We start from the raw sequence: 17,422 nt of genomic DNA on the forward strand, positions 1-17,422 counted from the left end.
TCAGGCCAGCTTGCGCCCGTTGGCGACGATCATGCCGGCGGCACCTTCAAGCCAGCCGGCCTTGAGTTCGAGCGCCAGGAAACGAGAGCGCTCGAAGGGGCCGGGCATGACGAGATGCCGGGTCCTGTCGGCGAAGAAGCCGAACCGTTCGTAATAGGCCGCATCGCCGACCAGCAGGACAGCACCGTGGCCGCGCTTGTGCGCCTCGGTGATCGCTGCACGCATCAGCGCCGCCCCGATGCCCTTGCCTTCATGAGCGCAATCGACCGCGAGCGGGCCGAGCAGCAGCGCATCGATGGCCTGGCCTTCGGACGAAATGCCGGCCTCTACGTTCCAAAGACGCACGGTGCCGATCACGTGGCCGGCGCCGTCGCGGGCAACGATGGCGAGCCCTTCGGCCGGCACGCGATTGCGGCGGATCTTTTCCGACGACTTCCGGCGACGATCCGGGCCCATGGCGCGGTCGAGCAGGGTCTCGCGGGCGACCACGTCGGCCGGCGTTTCGGCGTCGATGGTGAAAGTGGAGTTAGGCGCAAAGAATGCGCGTACAGAATCAAGAACAGCGGCCATCGTGGCCTCCCGTACCCAATACCGTTATGAGCGGCGATGAAGAGGAATTGTGAATTTGCCGCCCCGGCTGGTTACGGGGCCGGCGGTATTGGATGACGCCAGTTAGGCAGGCAAAGCCGCCTTAGATGACGTACGCCTTCAGGGGGTCGAAACCGTTGAAGGCGACGGCCGAGTAGGTCGTCGTATAGGCGCCGGTGCCTTCGATCAGAACCTCGTCGCCGATGGTGAGCGTCACCGGCAGCGGATACATGTTCTTCTCGTACATCACGTCGGCGCTGTCGCAGGTCGGGCCGGCGAGAACGCAGGGTTCCATCTCGTCGCCGTCCCGCTCGGTGCGGATCGGGTAGCGGATGGCCTCGTCCATGGTTTCGGCGAGACCGCCGAACTTGCCGATGTCGAGGAAGACCCATCGGTGATTGTCGTTGTCCGACTTCTTCGACACGAGGACGACTTCAGCCTTGATGACGCCCGCATTGCCGACCATGCCGCGACCCGGCTCGATGATCGTCTTCGGCAGGTTGTTGCCGAAATACTTGCGCAGCGAAGCGAAGATCGCCTTGCCGTATTCTTCGGCCTTCGGCACGTCGCGCAGGTACTTGGTCGGGAAACCGCCGCCCATGTTGACCATCTGCAGAACGATGCCCTGCTTTGCAAGCGAACCGAAGACGCGCTTGGCATCGGCAAGAGCCGCATCCCAGGCATCGACCTTGGTCATCTGCGAGCCGACATGGAACGACACGCCGTAGGACTCGAGGCCCATCTGGTGCGCGTAGACGAGCACGTCGACGGCCATCTGCGGCACGCAGCCGAACTTGCGCGACAGCGGCCATTCGGCGCCTTCGCCATCGGTCAGCACGCGGCAGAATACCTTTGCGCCGGGAGCCGCACGAGAGATCTTCTCGACTTCCTCGTGGCTGTCGACCGCATAGAGGCCGACGCCGAGCGCGAAGGCGCGAGCGATGTCGCGTTCCTTCTTGATCGTGTTGCCGAAGGAGATGCGGTCGGCGGACGCGCCGGCGTCGAGCGCCATCTGGATTTCGGCGACCGAGGCGCAATCGAAGTTGGAACCCATCGAAGCGAGCAGCTTCAGGATTGCCGGTTCCGGGTTGGCCTTGACCGCGTAATAAATCGCGCTGTCCGGCAGTGCATGACGGAAGGCGGTGAAATTGTCGCGCACGACGTCGAGATCGACAACAAGATACGGTCCTTCGGGACGCTGGGTCTTGATGAAGTCAAGGATGCGAGCAGTGGTCATCGGTCAGTCCCTTCAAAATCTCAAAGCTCCGGCTGTGAACCGGAGGACAAAGGACGGATGAGAATGCGTTCAGCCCGGTTGGTGGAGACACCGGTACCGTGAACACGCTCAAACGCGCGATAAGTGGATCAACGCTCTGCCACGAACAATGATCCGGCTTTGTCTGCCATGGATTGGAGGGAGGTCCCTACCGCACTTCCGGCAATGATGGTGTGCCTCTTCAGTAACCCCCGCTGATGGAAAGCAGGGAGAGAACAAAAAGGCCCGCACCGTCGTTGCTTCAGATGTCCTCGCATTTCCCGGATGGCCGGAATAGCGACTGGAGGGGTTAGTTCCAGGTACCTTACCGATGACCTCACCAAATAGAGGGTCGGCGGACACCCACGGGCACGTGCGACTTTGGGCTGACCGGGGAGATAAGAATATTCGCAGTCATAATCAAGAGTTTTTTTGCCCATCACCGAAATTTCGCATTGCACAATTCCATGCTAAATCCCAACTAGGATCGACCAGACTAAAAGGGGCGACATTTGGACACTCTAACGCGCATGCGGGCCTTCATCGATGTGGTTGAAGCAGAAGGCTTTTCAGCCGCAGCCCGGCGGACCGGGCGGTCGAAGGCTCTGCTTTCCAAATACGTGCGCGAACTGGAAGACGATCTCGGCGCGCTGCTGCTCAATCGCACTACCCGCCAGTTCTCGATGACCGAGGCCGGCCACACCTATTACCGGACCGCCGCCGACATCCTGAAAGAGATCGACAATCTCGCCGACCTGGTGCGCGAGAACAATGCCGACCTGAAGGGACGCCTGCGCGTTTCCGTGCCCCGGACCTTCATCGATGCCGAGGTCGGCCAGTCGCTGATCGATTTCGCCAAGAGCCACACGGAAGTGTCGCTGGAAATCGTCGCCGAGGACCGGTTCGTCGACCTGATCGAGGAAAATTTCGACCTCGCGATCCGAATCACCAAGCTCGAGGATTCCGGGCTGATCGCCCGAAAGCTGTCCGACTTCCGGGTCTATACGGTAGCGACCGCCGATTTCGTCGCCAAATACGGCCCGCTCGAACATCCGCAGGACCTGAACCGCGTTCCCTTCATCATCGACACCAACTCCCGCTGGCACAACAATGTCCGCTTCACCGACAAGGATGGCTCGACGATCTCGGTCGCCGTCAGCGGCCCGGTCGAGATCAACAGTCCGCAGGCGACGTTGCGTGCCGCCCGCGCGGGCCTCGGCGTCGCGATCATCCCGGATTTCATTGCCAACGCCTCGATCCAGTCGGGCGAGCTTGTGACGCTGTTCGACGATTATATTGCCAAGGACCGTGGCATCTACGCGGTCTACCCGCATCGCCGCTACCTGCCCGCCAAGGTCAGGAGCTTCGTGGACTTCCTCTCCACCTGGTTCCGCCGCCAGCATTGACCGATCCGGGCGCCCGACGCCTCGCCGGTCCCTACGGCGAATGAGGTAACGCCTCCGCGACAAGTCGACCTATTGGCCGGCTTGCTCGAGATTGGCTTCGATCAGCATAGTGCGGCTCAGCGTGCGAAAGTCTCGGCATCGCGGAGGATCGACGTCCATGCAGAAAAGCCTGGCGATGTTCGTGTCGGCACCGGTGATCGAGGCCGCGAACGGCAAGCTGGTGCTCGATAAGAAGTTCGTTTCCGGCATGGCCCTGCATGTGCAGCATTGGTCGGGGCCGGTCACCTGCTTCATTCGCCGCGGCGCGACGGACATACCGTTCGGCGGCCGCTACGACATCGGCGAGCTCGATTTCCGGGTGCGCATCCTGGAGCCGGAGGAACGGGTATCGGTGGACCATCTCGCCGATTTCGACCTCGCGCTGCTGTCGGGAGATTCCTACCTCGACCTCTTAGCCCCCGAGGCGATTCGAAAAGCCAGGAGCGCCGTGGTCTACTCGATCGAATACACCCACCAGACCCGGCTGCAGATCATCTCGCTCGACGATACGCGCAGCCTGCCGCGGAAAATCTACGGCATGGCCTGGACGGTGATGCAGGAATACAAGCGCAAGCGCGCGTTCCGCGCCGCCCGCGGCATCCAGGCAAACGGTTACCCGGCCCACACGGCCTACCGCGACATGGGCGGCAGCCAACTCCTCTATCTCGACAACAGCATGAAACCGGCGATGTTCGCGACGCCGCAGGAGATGACCGCCCGAAAACGGCATCTCCTGAGCGGTGAGCCGTTGCGGCTCATCCATTCGGGGCGGCTCGAACCGATGAAGGGCGTGCAGGACCTCGTTCCGATCGCCAGACTGCTTGGCGAACGGGGCGTCGATTTCACCCTGACGATCTACGGCGAGGGAAGCCTTTCCGGTGCGATCGACGCCGATATCCGAAGGCACTGGCTGCACGACTGCGTCTTCCTCAAGGATCCGGTCGATTTCGAGCAGGAGCTCGTGCCGCTGACCCGCAACCGGGCCGATATCTTCCTCAGCTGCCACAGGCAGTCGGATCCCTCCTGCACCTATATCGAGACGATGGGCTGTGGCGTGCCGATCGTCGGTTACGACAACAGGATGTGGTCGGCGCTGATGGCCGAATCGAAAGCAGGCTGGATCGCCCCGCTCGGCGACATCAGGGCGGTGGCTGATCGGCTGACCGCCCTCGACAAGGACCGCTCGTCCATCCTGGAGTGCGCCGAGAACGCGCTTCGGTTCGCCCGGGGCTGGGATTTCGAGAGCCAGTTCCGCAAACGCATGGAGCATCTGGAAAATCTCACCCGGCACTAGACCGGGGCTGGACATGTGACCGGTTCGAGTCGAAATTCCGTCTCATTTACGCTGCACTGCAAGGGGCGGACGAACCGGGAGCCACAGGGCGAATGCGATATCGAGTCATGACCATTGTCGCGCTGGCGGCAGCCTGTCTTCCGCTGCCCGCTATCGCCCATCCACACATCTTCGCCGAGGCGCGCCTCGAAGTGGTGGCCGGAACCGACGGCAACATCGCGGAACTGCACAATGTCTGGCGGTTCGACGAGGTGTTCTCGTCGAGCGTGCTGCTGGATTTCGACAAGAACACCGACCTGAAGCTCGACGCGAAGGAACTCGCGGCGCTCGGCGAGGTGATGCGCAAGTCGCTCGGCGACTACCACTATTTCACGACGATTACGGTGAACGGCGCGACCGTCGGGGTGCAGAAGCCGGACGTGATCCACGTCTCGCTCGACGGCAACCAGCTCCTTGTCCTGTTTGCGGTCAAGCCCGAAAAGCCGGTGCCACTCAAGGGCCGGCTGGCCTTCGGCGTCTACGACCCCTCGATGTACACCTCGATCGACTTCCCGACCGATGGCGACCTGAACGTCAAGGGCGACGGTTTTTCGCATTGCCAGCACAAGGTGGTGCGCCCCGACCCCGACGAAGTGATCTCGCAGAACAGCAAGTCGCTGACGGACGCCTTCTTCAACGATCCGACCGGCACCGACATGTCGAAACTCTTCGCCACCCGACTGGAACTGACATGCTGACGATCCGCCGTGCCCTCTCCCCTTCGGCCATGATCCCTGCCCTTCTCGTTGTTGCGGCGGCAGGCATCCTGATCACGGGTTCGGCGCATGCGCAATCGCCTCTCGGCGTCGGTTCGGCCGAGCCCTCCTTCTCGGTCGGCGGGCCGCTCGGTCCGTTTTTCGGCTGGATCAATTTTTACCAGCAGTCTTTCTACCGGGCGCTGACCGGTTCGCTGAAGGCGATGCGCGAGGACCCCTGGGCCTTGTCCGGCCTGATCGGGCTGTCGTTCGCTTATGGCGTCTTTCATGCCGCCGGCCCCGGCCACGGCAAGGCTGTGATCTCCTCCTACATGATCGCCAACGAGGTCGAACTCCGGCGCGGCGTGGTCATCTCCTTCATCTCCGCGCTGCTGCAGGGCGCGGTCGCAATTCTGCTGGTCGGTGCGGCCTTTCTCCTGCTGCGCGGCTCGGGCATCACCATGACGGCAGCGACCCAGGCGATGGAGATCGCCAGCTTCGCCATGGTCGCCCTTTTCGGCGCCTGGCTGCTGGTGAAGAAGATCCGGGCGCTTCGGATGCGCGTCGTCAACATGCCCATGGCAGCCCCCGCCGGTAACGGACGCGGCTCCACCGGGCTCAATTTCCAGGCCGTCGAGATCGACGATCACGACTACCAGGGCACCGGCGACTATTGCGAAACCTGCGGCGTCAGCCACATGCCCGATCCCGCCCTGCTGAAGTCGAAGGATTTCAGCCTGCACGAGGCCTGGTCGGCGATCATTGCGGTCGGCCTGCGCCCCTGCTCCGGCGCCATCCTGGTGATGAGTTTCGCGCTTTTGAACAGCCTCTATCTCGGCGGCGTGCTTTCGGTTCTCGCCATGTCGATCGGCACTGCAATCACCGTCACCATCCTTGCGACGCTCGCGGTCACCGCCAAGGATCTCGCCGTGCGCTTTGCCGGCCCGGGCTCGCGCGCCGGGCGGCGTGTCACCCATGCGATCGAGATCGGCGGCGCCTTGTTCGTGCTGCTGGTCGGCCTGTCGCTGCTCGGCGCCGCGCTGCAGGCCTCCGGCCCCGGCGGCTGATGCCGATCAGACCGTGACGACGATCTTGCCGAACTGCTCATTCGATTCCAGAAAACGATGCGCTTCGGCGATCTCCTCGAACGGAAACGTCCTGGCGACAACCGGCTTCAACAGCTCTCTCTCCACACCATCGATAATGAAGGACCTGGCCTCCGCCAGTCGAGCCGGATCGCCGGTGATTTCGTGGACAAGATAGCCCCGCAAGGTCAGGCGTTTCGCAAGCACCTCGAAGAGGGGAAACGGCGTCGACTCTCCACTCAGGCCGCCGTACTCGATGAGGATCCCGCCCCGCGACATCGCGGCGGTCAGCGGCTGGAAAATCGGCCCGCCGATCGCATCGAACACCACCCGGACACCGTCCTTCCCGGCGATCTCCTCAAGCCTCGCCTGCAGGTCTTCCTCCGAAGAAGCGATCACCTCTGCCGCTCCCATATCCAGCAGAGCCTGCTTCTTGACCGCGTTGCGCGTTACCGCAATCGGGACGGCACCCACGAGCCTGGCCATCTGGATCGCCGCCAGCCCGACACTGCTGGATGCCGCGGTGATGACAATGAAATCACCGCGTTTGAGCCCGGCAATGCCGATCAGCGCGCCATAGGCTGTCAGATAGGCCATCCAGAGCGCTACGGCGCCGACGAAGTCGAGCCTTGCCGGATGTTTGACGACCATCGATTCGGGAAAGGTGATGAGATCGCCATAGGCGGGCCAACGGACCATCGAGATCGGCGGTATGATGCTGACGACATCGCCCACGACGAAGTTCTCCACCCCTTCACCGAGCGCATCGACGATACCGGCCGCTTCGAGCCCGAGGCCCGATGGAAGCACCGGCGTCTCGATATAGGTGCCGGCGCGAAGCAGCGCTTCGGCGCGGTTGAGACCGAGCGCCTTGACCCGGATGCGGACCTCGTTCCTGCCGGGCGGCTGAGCCTCGAAAGCCTCGATGCGCAGAACCTCCGGCCCACCATGTTCATGAAAGCGGATGATACGTGCCATTTCTTCCAAACTCCAAAACAATCGAATGGAATGAGCTATGCAGATCTCCAGATCGGCGATAAATCAGCCTTTCGGTATTTCAGAAGAAACCAGGTGTTTTGAATATGGATCGGCTGACCAGCATGGCCGTCTTCGTCAAGGCGGTGGATCTCGGCTCCTTCGCGGCCGCAGCCGCCGCGCTCGACATGTCGGCGCCGATGGTCGGCAAGCATGTCCAGTTTCTGGAAGAGCGGCTCGGCGTGCGACTTCTCCATCGCACGACGCGCCGCCAGAGCCTGACGGATTTCGGGCGGGATTATTACGACCGCTGCCGGCTGATCCTGTCGGAGGCCGCTGCCGCGGATGCGCTCGCCGCAGACCATCAGTCCGAACCGCGCGGCAGGCTGCGCATCACCATGCCCGTCCATTTCGGCCGGCATTGCGTGCTTCCCGTGCTGATGGAATTTGCCCGTGGGCATCCTGCGCTGGAGCTGGATCTCTCCTTTGCAGACCGCCTCGTCGACCTTGCGGAAGACGGCTACGATCTGGCGATCAGGACCGGTGAGCTTGGCGACCGGAGCGGTGTGATCGCCCGCAAAGTGGCCCGCCAGCAGATGATCGTCTGCGCCTCGCCGGCCTATATCACCGAGACCGGACAACCGCGTACGATTGAGGATCTGATGTCCCACCGGGCGGTTGTTTATCGCCGGACCGGCCCCGTTCCACCCTGGCTGTTTCCGCGCGATGGTGCCCCACCCGTCGAAGTGTTGCCGCCCAATCGCTTTCGGCTTGACGATCTCGACGCGGTTGCCGATGCGACGGCGATGGGAATGGGGCTTGCCTGGCTGCCCTCCTGGCTGGTGCGGGAACGTATCCGCCGGGGCGCGCTGGTGCAGCTGCTGCCGGAGGAGCCACCATTTCTGTATGATTGTTATGCGCTGTGGCTGCAGACGCCGCATCTGCCACTCAAGGTCCGCCTGACGGTCGACGCCTTGGCCGCCGCGCTACCCCGGCTGATGACTTGATGCGGTCATCTACGGCGCTGGTAACGCGCTCGCAGCCAGAAGATCGCAAAGAAACCGAGCAGCAGCATCGAGCCGACGACCACGGCCAGCACCGGGGAAAACTGGGCGATCCACATGACGATCGTCGGCAGGAAATAGATCACCAGCCCGATGCCTGCGAGGATCACCGCCGCGGCGACCGCCTGCGATTTTGCCTCTGGCGTCATGCCGCCACTCCCTTGGCAAGCTCCGCGCGGATATCTTCGAGCCGCCGCTTCTGGGTGCCGTCCGCCTCGAAATTCTCGGGCGAAAGCCATGCTTCGAAGGCGGCCTTCAGGAGCGGCCATTCCACATCGATCATCGAAAACCAGGCGGTGTCGCGATTGGCGCCCTTGGAGATGACGTGCTGGCGGAACACGCCTTCGAAGGTGAAGCCGTAGCGACGGGCGGATGCCTTGCTTGGCTCGTTCTCGTTGTGGCATTTCCATTCGTAGCGGCGGTAATCAAGCCCTTCGAACACATGCCTGGCCATCAGGTAGTGCACTTCGGTCGACAGCGGCGAACGTTTCATGTCGGCGCCGTGCGCCACGGAGCCGACCTCGATGACGCCGTTCTTCGGGTCCGGCCGCATGTAGCTCGCCATGCCGACCACCTTGCCGGTTGCGTTGTCGCGCGACACGAGCGTCACGAAATTCGAATGGACGCGGGCGTTTTCCAGCCAATCGCCGAAGGCGCTGACATCGGCAAAATCGTCGTTGGGGAAATATTTGAGAAGCGGATTGATGCCCTCCGCGCCGCCGAGCCCGTCCCACAGTGCCTGGACGTGGGTCTCCCTGTCATAGGGTTCGAGCGTCACGAACCGGCCCTTGAGGGTGACCGGAGCCGGGGCGGCAACTTTGTAGTTCTTCAGATCGCGCATATCAGCCTCTTGCATCGTGGCTGAGGCTTAGGCCAGCGACGGGGGAAAGGCAACCGGTAGGCAGAGCCCTGCCCGCCGGTCAGGCGACAAGACTTCGCGAAGACGCGCGGGGGCAGATTGAAGACCGTGTCTTCGCCGTCAAGGTCGCCCATCCGGATATTCCGCCGGCCCCTTGATCTCGATCTTGTTGCCGAACGGATCATGGATATAGAACGAGTGCCCCATGCCTCGAGCCCCGCCGTGGAAAGCCTCCTGAGCAATCTCGATACCGTGGCTCTGCAAATGCGAACGCAGTTCATCGTGATCGAAAGGGCTGGTGGCGATGCAGATGTGATCGACGTTGCGGCCACCGGCGACCGGAGGAGCAGCCTTGTTGCCGCCCGGATGCGTTATGTCCCACAAAACGATCAACGACGACCCGCACCAGACCTGTTCCATGCCAAGGGCCGGGTACGAATAACCCGGCCGGCAGCCCAGGACGCCGCAATAGAAATCAAGCGCACGCTCCATGTCGTCGACCAGAAGGACAACATGATCGATGCCGACAGGAGAAAAAGGGATTGCCATGACGGGCCGCCTTACGCCTTGACCTTGGCCGCAGATACCGTCGCGTCGATATGGGCGATCAGCGCATCGTCCAAACCGAGGCGGCCGGCGAGCAGATCGAGATAACCGCGTTCGGCGCGGGTGTCCGGATCGATGGTCAGGCGCGAGGCGGCGTAGATCTCGACCCTCTGCTCTTCAGTCCGGGCGGCAGCGACGAGGTCGTCGATATCGACCGGATTGGCAAGTTCGTTCTCGATGAAGGCTTCCGCCTCGGCGCCGAGATCCACGGCATGCACCTTGTCCATGATGTTGGCGCGCTCGCCGGCGTCGATATGGCCGTCGGCCTTGGCGGCGGCGATCATCGCCCGCACGAGCGTCAACGCGAAATCGTTGGTGAGATCGGGAGACTGCGGATGGAAGGGAGAATCGGCCGGCGGCGTCAGGAGCGGCTTGTCTGCCTGCGGTGCGGGCTGCGGCACGGCTTCGGGCGATTTGCCCGACTGATAGTTCTTGTAGGCGAGATAACCGAGGCCGGCGATCGCCGCGATGCCGCCGACCGCTGCGACATTACCGGCGATGTTGCGGCCGGTCTTGGTACCGAGGACGGCCGCAAGAATCGCGCTGGTGGCGAGCGGGTTGTTCTTGGCAAGCTGGGTTGCCTGCCCTGCCCGGTCCCTCACACTTCCTCCCGACATGCCTGGAATCTGCGACCCCAGAAATTGGTCGAGAAGCTTCTTCGCGTCGAACATCGCACATCTCCCTGTTGTGTTTCCGGGGAGACATAGGAATTCGACCGCCAAATTACAAAGGCCGGTTGCGAGCGGCCTGGTGTCGCGGCTACGCCTTCAGCGCCGCCGCTTCCGAAGCGAGCTTGGTGATGCCGGCCCAGTCGCCAGCCGAGACCAGATCCTTCGGCGCCACCCAGGAGCCGCCGACGCAGATGACGTTCGGCAGCGACAGGTAGTCGTTGGCGTTCTTCAGCGAAATGCCGCCGGTCGGGCAGAACAGCGTGCCGGCGAGCGGCGAGGACAGCGCCTTCAGGTAAGCGGCGCCGCCGGCCTGTTCGGCGGGGAAAAATTTCAGCACCTCATAGCCGGCCTCGCGCAGCGTCATCACTTCACTGGCTGTCGCAGCACCCGGCAGCAGCGGCACGGGAGAGTCCTTGGCGGCGGACAGTACACCGGGGGTCACGCCGGGCGAGACGATGAAGGTCGAGCCCGCCTTGACGGCCGCCTCGTAGTCGCGGGCATTGAGGATGGTGCCGGCGCCGACATTGGCGCCTTCGACTTCGTCGGCTACCGCCCTGACAGCATCGAGGGCTGCCGGCGTGCGCATGGTGATCTCGATCGCCCTCAGCCCGCCGGCGACCAGCGCGCGCGCCAGGCCCACAGCCGACTTCGCGTCATCAACGATCAGCACCGGCACCACCGGCTGCAGTTTCAGGATGGAAAGCAGCTTTTCGGTCTTGCCGGTCATGGGTCAGGTCTCCGCGAAAAACGATTGAAAACTTTAAGGCCGAGATACCCCTCAAGCCCGTCATTGTCGAGAAAAAACAGGCTCCATCGTCTAACAGGTTTGCGGGACGAAGAGTTTGCACTAGGGTTGTAGCGGTTGGTAAATGTTCCCGGGGTGGCGGGCAAAGTATGGCCAAGGAAATCGAACGGAAATTTCTGGTGAAGAGCGACGGCTGGCGCTCGGAGGTGTCGTCATCCTCCGATTTCCTGCAGGCCTATGTCGCATCCGGCGACGACCGCTCGGTGCGGGTGCGGATCATGGACGGCAAGCGCGCCAAGCTGACCATCAAGATCGGCCGCGAACTGCTGGCCCGCGACGAATTCGAATACGAAATTCCACTGGGCGATGCCGAGGAGATGGCGAACGCCGCCGTCGGCATCGTGCTCGAAAAGACCCGCCACGAGGTCCGGCACGGGGGTTATACCTGGGAAGTGGATGTCTATGACGGAGCCTACAAGGGTTTGGTCGTCGCCGAGGTCGAGATCGAGGACGAAGGCGCCCTGCCCGACATCCCGGACTGGATCGGCGAGGAGATCACCGGCGACCGGCGATATTCCAACATGGTGATGGCGACCGAAGATTTGAGCGGAGAATTGTGTCATGGCGTACCGTCTGCGGCCCGCTAAATCCTTCACCGACGAGTTCCGGTCGGTTGCGGAAAGCCAGCTTTCCCACGCGATCCGGCTGCTCGAAGACCAGCCGGACGGCCAACACGAAGCGGTCCACGACGCGCGAAAACGCTTCAAGCGGGTGCGTGCCCTCTACCGGTTGGTACAGCCGGACGCAAAAACGTTCCGCCGGCAGGAAAACACCCGCATCCGCGACATGGCGCAGACGCTGTCGGCCGTGCGCGACGCCACCGCGCTGGTCGAGACGGTCGATTATCTCGCCGGCCATGCAGGCTCTCCCGAAGAGCTTGCCGCCCTCACCGCGGCCTCCAAGGCGCTCAGCGAACGTCGCGACCGGATCGCTTCGGAGGAACACGACCTGCCGGCCAAGATGGCGGCCGCCGCCGACACCTGCCGCGCGGCGATCGCGGCCCTCGACGACCTCGACCTCGACGACGACCCGCACAAGTCGGCCAAACGGCTCGCCAAGGCCTGGAAGGACCAGCGCGAGAAGGCGCTCGGCGCACTCGCGGGCTGCGAGGAACACGGCGATGCGGAGACCTATCACGGGCTGCGCAAATGCGGACAGACCTACTGGATGCACCTGTCGCTGCTCGGCGGAATCTGGCCTTCCGCCATGCTCGCCAAGCAGCAGCAGGCGAAGGCCCTGGTCGATCTGCTCGGCCACGAACACGATCTTTCGGTGCTGACCGGGCTCGTCAACGAAAATCCTGAACTGTTCGGCGACAGCGACACGCTGGCCCGGGTGCTCGGCGCCATCATCGCCCGCCAGCAGGCGCTGCGGCACGAAGGCCTGGAAGCCGCCCACGGGGTGTTTGCCGACAGCGCCGAGACGGAAAGCGGCCTGATCGCGCTGCTATGGGAAAAGGCGGCCACCGCGCCCCGCAAGGAGCGCCGTGCGGCAAAGCTGCACAGGGCTGTCGCGGCGCATGAGAAAGAAACCGCGTTGCGCGGATAGTCCGGAAACTGTATTTCAGCGCCATGACCGAAAACATCATGCAAACCCGCCCGGAGGCCAAACCGGAAGCGACGGGCGCCTGGCTCGTCGCCGCGCTCTATCATTTTGCGCGTTTCGACCGCTATGAGAGCTTCCGCGAGCCGCTGCAGGCCTTCTGCGACGAAAACGGCATCAAGGGCACGCTGCTGATCGCCCGCGAGGGGATCAACGGCACGGTTGCCGGTTCCGACGCGGCGATATCAGGCCTTCTCGCCTATCTGCGCGCCCAGCCGGAATTCGCAGGCCTCGAGCACAAGGAAAGCCGCGCGTCGAAGATGCCCTTCCTGCGCATGAAGGTGCGGCCGAAGAAGGAAATCGTCACCATGGGCGTCGAGGATATCGACCCCAAGCGCATCGTCGGCACCTATGTCGAGCCGAAGGACTGGAACGCGCTGATCTCCGATCCGGAAACGATCGTCATCGACACCCGCAACGATTACGAAACGGCGATCGGCATCTTCAAGGGCGCGGTCGATCCGCAAACCAAGACGTTTCGCGAGTTTCCCGACTGGGTTAAGAACAATTCCGGCCTCCACAACAAGCCGAAGATCGCCATGTACTGCACCGGCGGCATCCGCTGCGAGAAGGCCACGGCCTTCATGAAGGAACAGGGCTTCGACGAGGTCTTTCACCTGAAGGGCGGCATCCTCAAATATCTCGAAGAGGTGCCCGCAGAGGAAAGCCTCTGGGAAGGCGCCTGCTTCGTCTTCGACGAGCGGGTCTCCGTGGAGCACGGCTTGAAGGAGGGCAACCACAAGCTCTGCCACGCCTGCCGCAGCCCGATCACCGCGGAAGAAGTGACCTCGCCCCACTACGAGGAAGGCGTCTCCTGCTCCACCTGCTACCCGACCCGCACCGAGGAAGACCGCGATCGCTACCGCCAGCGCCAATTGCAGATCGCGCTCGCCAGGAAGCGTGGCGTGAGGCATATCGGCGGATAGGGCCGGGATAAGCCCCTCATCCCCTGCCGGAACCTTCTCCCCGTTTTGACGAGAAGAAGGACACACGCCGCGAACTCCCAGCCTTTGTCACCCGTCTCCACTTCGCTCGGTGACCGGCCAGGGTCGAGCCAGATGTTTCGGGGAACGGAGACGCCGCGGCTGGCCGATCTCCCCCCTTGAGGGGGAGATGCCCGGCAGGGCAGAGGGGGGTGCTGCGGCACACTCTTCGGCAGCGGAGTTCGCGGCGCCACCCCCCTCTGTCACCTTCGGTGACATCTCCCCCTCAAGGGGGGAGATCAGGGGGAGTTCGCCGCGCCCTCCGTCTCCACATCCGATCGCCCGGAACAGGAAGCTGCTTACGCCGCTCCGCTCATCCCGCCCGGCAGGCGGTTGCCGCGGTAGATGATGTCGATTTCCTGCGATGACATCGGCTTGCCGAACAGGTAGCCCTGCAACTCGTCGCAGCCGGTGAGCCTCATCTGCATCGCCTGCGCTTCCGTCTCGACGCCCTCGGCGGTCACCGGGATTTCGAGCGAGCGGGCGAGCGCCACGGTCGCCTGCAGAAGATCGACGGCGCGGCCGCCCTCTTCCAGCGCGTGCACCAGCGACTTGTCGATCTTCATCCGGTCGAAGCCGAACTGGCGCAGGTACCCTACGCTCGAAAAGCCGGCGCCGAAATCGTCGAGCGCGATCTTCACCCCGAGCTGCTTGAGCTTGGCGAGCGCGGCGCGGGCGCGTTCCGGGTTCTGGATGAAATAGCCCTCGGTCATTTCGAGCGTGATGCGGGAAGGATCGGTTGCGGTCTTGCGGAACACCGAAGCGACGTGCACGGCAAACGCCGGATCGCGGAACTGGCCGGGGGAGATGTTGACCGCGAGCTTGAGCTCCGGCCACAGCGTCAGCGTCTCGCAGGCGCGGTGCAGCACGAACAGGCCGAGCTGGTCGATGAGGCCGGTGGATTCGGCGATGGGGATGAAGACGTCGGGAGGTACGGGACCGTAGCCCGTGCGGTGCCAGCGCGCCAGCGCCTCGACGCCGATGATGCGCCATGTCCTGGCATCGACGACCGGCTGGTAGACGACGTTGATCTCGCGGCGCTCGATGGCAATCCTGAGGTCGATCTCCAGCATGTTGCGCTCTTCGCGCTCGGCATCCATTTCCGGCCGGTAATATTCGGTCCGGCCGCGGCCGGTTTCCTTGGCGTGATACATCGCCATGTCGGAACGCCGCACCAGTTCCTCGCCGGAGACCTTGCCGCGTGGCGAAATGGCAACGCCGATGCAGGTGCCGATCGTCGCCACCCTTTCGCCGATCACGAAGGGTTCGTCGAAGAAACCGAGAATGCGGTCGCTCAGCGTATCCACTACCCTTCCGATATCCGTGCTGGCCAGCGCGATGGCGAATTCGTCGCCGCCGACGCGGGCAAGGGTCGCCGTATCGCCGACCAGCGTCTTGAGGCCGGCCGCAACGCCGCGGATCAGCTTGTCGCCGGTGCCATGGCCATAGGCGTCGTTGACTTCCTTGAACCCGTCGAGATCGAGATAGAGCAGCGCCACGTCCTCGTTGCTGCGGCGGCTTTGCACGACCAGAGCGTCGAGTGCTGCAAAAAACCCGGCGCGATTGAGAAGCCCGCTCAGCCGGTCGCTCATGGCCAGATGCCGCGCCGCCGCCTCGTCCGCCTTGAGGCGGTTGAGCGTATTGCTGCCGCTGACGAAGAGGAGGAGGAAAAACAGGCCGACCATCGCCAGCGCGCAATAGACGAGCGGCCGGACCTGCAGATATGCGGTATTGCCGGGCACGCGCGAATTCCAGACGAGCCTCTGCAGCGCCTTGCCGTGGATATTGCGGATCTCAACCATGTTGGGAACCGTATCGCCGGCACCGGCGAAACGAAGCCCTCCGATGACATAGGTTTCCGAGAGCTTCAGGATCTTCTTCTCGTCGAGATGCCGGCCAAAGATCAGAAACCGGCGCCCCTCGACGGGCTGGGCGAGTTCACCGGATTTCTGGCGGATGAGCGCCACGCCGACGGCCGCGATGCCGTTTTTGGTCCCCACGAAACCCACCGCCTCCGGCACGGTTCCGGCGCCGGCACTGCTTGCTTTGTCGAACAGCGTCCAGAGCGAGGTGTCGAAATAATTCTGCGGCGACCAGGTGACGGGAGCGCCGTCCTGATAGGCCATCAGAACATTGCGATCGGTATCCATGACGAGCGCCACGTCGAAAAGATCGCTGTTGGCGGTCATGTCGCCATAGTTGCCGACGACCCAGGCATCGTCGCCGGCATAGACGAACTGGGCAGCATCGTCCCACGCCGCGTAGTCGTTCAGCGTCGCATGCAGCTGCTCCTGGAACGTCTGGATCGCACCGGAGGTCGTCTCGCGCGAGCGCTCGTCGTCGAGGCGATTGGCATAGTCGGCGACGCGGTCGAGCGCCGTCAGGATGAAGATCGTCACCAGCACCACAACCACCGCGAAAGCAAGCAGCATCGACGTCACGGCGGAGCGACGGCCAAGTGTTGCGGAGCGGCGAAAGCGGGGCGGAAGAAGCCGCATCGAAGACCTCATGAAGCCCTACATCTTTCGCGGGTATTCCTTCAGATAGCGTTAAAGGAAAAGGCCGGCCCCCACACTTGAGAGCCGGCCCACCAGGTATTTTCGAAAATTCTATATTATTACCAGGCGGCGATGACGGCGCCCTTGAACTGGGTGTTGACGAAGTCCTTCACCGGAGCGCTGTGATAGGCTTCCACGAGCGTCTTGACCCAGGCCGCATCCTTGTCCTTGGACTTGACGGCGATGATGTTGATGTAAGGGGCCTTTTCGCCTTCCTTGGCGATCGGATCGGTCTTCGGGTTGAGGCCGGCTTCCAATGCGTAGTTGGTGTTGATCACCGACGCATCGACGTCGTCGAGCGAACGCGGCAGCTGGGCGGCGTCGAGTTCGGCAAACTCGATCTTCTTGGCGTTTTCGGTGACGTCGGCCGGGCCGATCTTCAGGCCCTTGGCGGCGTTGACCTTGATCAGGCCCTGGTCGGCGAGGATGAGCAGCGCCCGGCCGCCATTGGTCGGATCGTTGGGGATGGCGACGGTGGCGCCCTGCTTCAGATCGGCGAGGCTCTTCACCTTCTTGGAATAGACGCCCATCGGGAAGTTGACGGTCTGCGCGACGCCGACAATGTCGAACTTGCGATCCTTGACCTGATTGTCGAGATAGGGCTGGTGCTGGAAGGAATTGGCGTTGAGTTCGCCATCGGCCAGCGCCTGGTTCGGCACGACGTAATCGGAGAATTCGAGGATCTGGATGTTGAGGCCCTTGGTGGCCGCGACTTCCTTCACCTTTTCCATGATCTGGGCATGCGGGCCGGGGGTGACGCCGATCTTGATGTCCTCGGCAAGCGCCGGGCCGGCAGCGAAGGCGGCGAGTGCCGCGGCGATGATGAGCTTCTTCATAAGTGTCTCCTTGGGTTTGCTTATATGCGCCAGTCTTCTTGGGGTCTGCGTCTTGGGAGGCT

18 protein-coding genes are annotated in these 17,422 nt (G+C 63.1%); 8 read left to right on the forward strand and 10 right to left on the reverse strand.

Features of this window, described 5'->3' with window-relative positions:
* The gene (locus tag ACSQ3G_RS14885) at positions 1-570 is read right to left on the reverse strand and encodes a GNAT family N-acetyltransferase (protein ID WP_436110576.1); all 570 of its coding nucleotides are present in this window, start codon (positions 568-570) and stop codon (positions 1-3) included.
* A gap of 121 nt (positions 571-691) precedes the next feature.
* Positions 692-1,825, reverse strand: a complete 1,134-nt coding sequence (gene odc2 / locus ACSQ3G_RS14890; RefSeq protein WP_046604509.1) for an ornithine/lysine decarboxylase — start codon at positions 1,823-1,825, stop codon at positions 692-694.
* A gap of 530 nt (positions 1,826-2,355) precedes the next feature.
* Here odc2 and ACSQ3G_RS14895 point away from each other — a divergent pair.
* From ACSQ3G_RS14895 to ACSQ3G_RS14910, 4 genes are all read left to right on the forward strand, one after another.
* Positions 2,356-3,249, forward strand: coding sequence for a LysR family transcriptional regulator (locus ACSQ3G_RS14895; protein ID WP_105400119.1), 894 nt, complete (start codon positions 2,356-2,358; stop codon positions 3,247-3,249).
* A 157-nt stretch (positions 3,250-3,406) separates the two neighbouring features.
* Positions 3,407-4,582, forward strand: a complete 1,176-nt coding sequence (locus tag ACSQ3G_RS14900) for a glycosyltransferase (RefSeq protein WP_436110577.1) — start codon at positions 3,407-3,409, stop codon at positions 4,580-4,582.
* Between the two features lie 92 nt (positions 4,583-4,674).
* Entirely contained in the window at positions 4,675-5,319 is a 645-nt protein-coding gene (locus ACSQ3G_RS14905) for a DUF1007 family protein (RefSeq protein WP_436110578.1), read from the forward strand.
* Positions 5,313-6,383, forward strand: a complete 1,071-nt coding sequence (locus ACSQ3G_RS14910) for a nickel/cobalt transporter (protein ID WP_436110579.1) — start codon at positions 5,313-5,315, stop codon at positions 6,381-6,383. Before ACSQ3G_RS14905 ends, ACSQ3G_RS14910 begins: the two co-directional genes overlap by 7 nt.
* A 6-nt stretch (positions 6,384-6,389) precedes the next feature.
* Here ACSQ3G_RS14910 and ACSQ3G_RS14915 read toward each other — a convergent pair whose 3' ends face one another.
* On the reverse strand, positions 6,390-7,379 hold the full coding sequence (locus tag ACSQ3G_RS14915) for a zinc-dependent alcohol dehydrogenase family protein (RefSeq protein WP_436110580.1): 990 nt from the start codon (positions 7,377-7,379) through the stop codon (positions 6,390-6,392).
* A gap of 104 nt (positions 7,380-7,483) precedes the next feature.
* On the opposite strand from ACSQ3G_RS14915, the gene ACSQ3G_RS14920 reads away from it, so the two are divergent.
* Entirely contained in the window at positions 7,484-8,383 is a 900-nt protein-coding gene (locus tag ACSQ3G_RS14920) for a LysR family transcriptional regulator (RefSeq protein WP_436110581.1), read from the forward strand.
* A gap of 5 nt (positions 8,384-8,388) precedes the next feature.
* Here ACSQ3G_RS14920 and ACSQ3G_RS14925 read toward each other — a convergent pair whose 3' ends face one another.
* The 5 genes from ACSQ3G_RS14925 to ACSQ3G_RS14945 form a co-directional block, all read right to left on the reverse strand.
* Positions 8,389-8,589, reverse strand: coding sequence for a hypothetical protein (locus ACSQ3G_RS14925; RefSeq protein WP_436110582.1), 201 nt, complete (start codon positions 8,587-8,589; stop codon positions 8,389-8,391).
* Positions 8,586-9,281 carry a GNAT family N-acetyltransferase gene (locus ACSQ3G_RS14930; protein WP_436110583.1) on the reverse strand — a complete coding sequence of 232 codons (696 nt, stop codon included), beginning with the start codon at positions 9,279-9,281 and terminating at the stop codon, positions 8,586-8,588. Before ACSQ3G_RS14930 ends, ACSQ3G_RS14925 begins: the two co-directional genes overlap by 4 nt.
* A 138-nt stretch (positions 9,282-9,419) precedes the next feature.
* Positions 9,420-9,848 (reverse strand): VOC family protein, encoded by a 429-nt coding sequence (locus ACSQ3G_RS14935; protein WP_436110584.1) that lies wholly within the window; start codon positions 9,846-9,848, stop codon positions 9,420-9,422.
* Between the two features lie 11 nt (positions 9,849-9,859).
* Complete coding sequence (locus tag ACSQ3G_RS14940; protein WP_436110585.1) at positions 9,860-10,576, reverse strand: tellurite resistance TerB family protein; 717 nt, start codon at positions 10,574-10,576, stop codon at positions 9,860-9,862.
* An 88-nt stretch (positions 10,577-10,664) separates the two neighbouring features.
* On the reverse strand, positions 10,665-11,303 hold the full coding sequence (locus ACSQ3G_RS14945) for a 2-dehydro-3-deoxy-phosphogluconate aldolase (RefSeq protein ID WP_436110586.1): 639 nt from the start codon (positions 11,301-11,303) through the stop codon (positions 10,665-10,667).
* A gap of 167 nt (positions 11,304-11,470) precedes the next feature.
* Between ACSQ3G_RS14945 and ACSQ3G_RS14950 the strand changes: the two genes are divergently transcribed.
* Genes ACSQ3G_RS14950 through trhO form a run of 3 tightly spaced genes read left to right on the forward strand, consistent with a single transcriptional unit; the run spans position 11,471 to position 13,909 of the window.
* Positions 11,471-11,968 (forward strand): CYTH domain-containing protein, encoded by a 498-nt coding sequence (locus ACSQ3G_RS14950; RefSeq protein ID WP_247033631.1) that lies wholly within the window; start codon positions 11,471-11,473, stop codon positions 11,966-11,968.
* A complete protein-coding gene (locus ACSQ3G_RS14955) occupies positions 11,943-12,929 on the forward strand; it encodes a CHAD domain-containing protein (RefSeq protein WP_436110587.1) in 987 nt (328 codons plus the stop codon). The genes ACSQ3G_RS14950 and ACSQ3G_RS14955 overlap by 26 nt, the downstream gene beginning before the upstream one ends.
* A 38-nt stretch (positions 12,930-12,967) precedes the next feature.
* Entirely contained in the window at positions 12,968-13,909 is a 942-nt protein-coding gene (gene trhO / locus ACSQ3G_RS14960; RefSeq protein WP_436110588.1) for an oxygen-dependent tRNA uridine(34) hydroxylase TrhO, read from the forward strand.
* A 356-nt stretch (positions 13,910-14,265) separates the two neighbouring features.
* Here trhO and ACSQ3G_RS14965 read toward each other — a convergent pair whose 3' ends face one another.
* Together ACSQ3G_RS14965 and ACSQ3G_RS14970 are read right to left on the reverse strand one after the other, a co-directional pair.
* Entirely contained in the window at positions 14,266-16,464 is a 2,199-nt protein-coding gene (locus ACSQ3G_RS14965) for a bifunctional diguanylate cyclase/phosphodiesterase (protein ID WP_436110589.1), read from the reverse strand.
* A gap of 119 nt (positions 16,465-16,583) precedes the next feature.
* Positions 16,584-17,360, reverse strand: coding sequence for a MetQ/NlpA family ABC transporter substrate-binding protein (locus ACSQ3G_RS14970; protein ID WP_046668305.1), 777 nt, complete (start codon positions 17,358-17,360; stop codon positions 16,584-16,586).
* Positions 17,361-17,422: the final 62 nt, after the last annotated feature.

Origin of the sequence: Neorhizobium tomejilense, assembly GCF_964254135.1 — a bacterium.
Lineage (GTDB): Bacteria > Pseudomonadota > Alphaproteobacteria > Rhizobiales > Rhizobiaceae > Neorhizobium > Neorhizobium tomejilense.

What these genes read in the sequence shown, in the direction of transcription:
- ACSQ3G_RS14885 (WP_436110576.1), bottom strand. Translation starts at nt 570, where the DNA reads ATGGCCGCTGTTCTTGATTCTGTACGCGCATTCTTTGCGCCTAACTCC.
- odc2 (WP_046604509.1), bottom strand. Translation starts at nt 1,825, where the DNA reads ATGACCACTGCTCGCATCCTTGACTTCATCAAGACCCAGCGTCCCGAA.
- ACSQ3G_RS14900 (WP_436110577.1), top strand. Translation starts at nt 3,407, where the DNA reads ATGCAGAAAAGCCTGGCGATGTTCGTGTCGGCACCGGTGATCGAGGCC.
- ACSQ3G_RS14905 (WP_436110578.1), top strand. Translation starts at nt 4,675, where the DNA reads ATGCGATATCGAGTCATGACCATTGTCGCGCTGGCGGCAGCCTGTCTT.
- ACSQ3G_RS14910 (WP_436110579.1), top strand. Translation starts at nt 5,313, where the DNA reads ATGCTGACGATCCGCCGTGCCCTCTCCCCTTCGGCCATGATCCCTGCC.
- ACSQ3G_RS14915 (WP_436110580.1), bottom strand. Translation starts at nt 7,379, where the DNA reads ATGGCACGTATCATCCGCTTTCATGAACATGGTGGGCCGGAGGTTCTG.
- ACSQ3G_RS14920 (WP_436110581.1), top strand. Translation starts at nt 7,484, where the DNA reads ATGGATCGGCTGACCAGCATGGCCGTCTTCGTCAAGGCGGTGGATCTC.
- ACSQ3G_RS14925 (WP_436110582.1), bottom strand. Translation starts at nt 8,589, where the DNA reads ATGACGCCAGAGGCAAAATCGCAGGCGGTCGCCGCGGCGGTGATCCTC.
- ACSQ3G_RS14930 (WP_436110583.1), bottom strand. Translation starts at nt 9,281, where the DNA reads ATGCGCGATCTGAAGAACTACAAAGTTGCCGCCCCGGCTCCGGTCACC.
- ACSQ3G_RS14935 (WP_436110584.1), bottom strand. Translation starts at nt 9,848, where the DNA reads ATGGCAATCCCTTTTTCTCCTGTCGGCATCGATCATGTTGTCCTTCTG.
- ACSQ3G_RS14940 (WP_436110585.1), bottom strand. Translation starts at nt 10,576, where the DNA reads ATGTTCGACGCGAAGAAGCTTCTCGACCAATTTCTGGGGTCGCAGATT.
- ACSQ3G_RS14945 (WP_436110586.1), bottom strand. Translation starts at nt 11,303, where the DNA reads ATGACCGGCAAGACCGAAAAGCTGCTTTCCATCCTGAAACTGCAGCCG.
- ACSQ3G_RS14950 (WP_247033631.1), top strand. Translation starts at nt 11,471, where the DNA reads ATGGCCAAGGAAATCGAACGGAAATTTCTGGTGAAGAGCGACGGCTGG.
- ACSQ3G_RS14955 (WP_436110587.1), top strand. Translation starts at nt 11,943, where the DNA reads ATGGCGTACCGTCTGCGGCCCGCTAAATCCTTCACCGACGAGTTCCGG.
- trhO (WP_436110588.1), top strand. Translation starts at nt 12,968, where the DNA reads ATGCAAACCCGCCCGGAGGCCAAACCGGAAGCGACGGGCGCCTGGCTC.
- ACSQ3G_RS14965 (WP_436110589.1), bottom strand. Translation starts at nt 16,464, where the DNA reads ATGCGGCTTCTTCCGCCCCGCTTTCGCCGCTCCGCAACACTTGGCCGT.
- ACSQ3G_RS14970 (WP_046668305.1), bottom strand. Translation starts at nt 17,360, where the DNA reads ATGAAGAAGCTCATCATCGCCGCGGCACTCGCCGCCTTCGCTGCCGGC.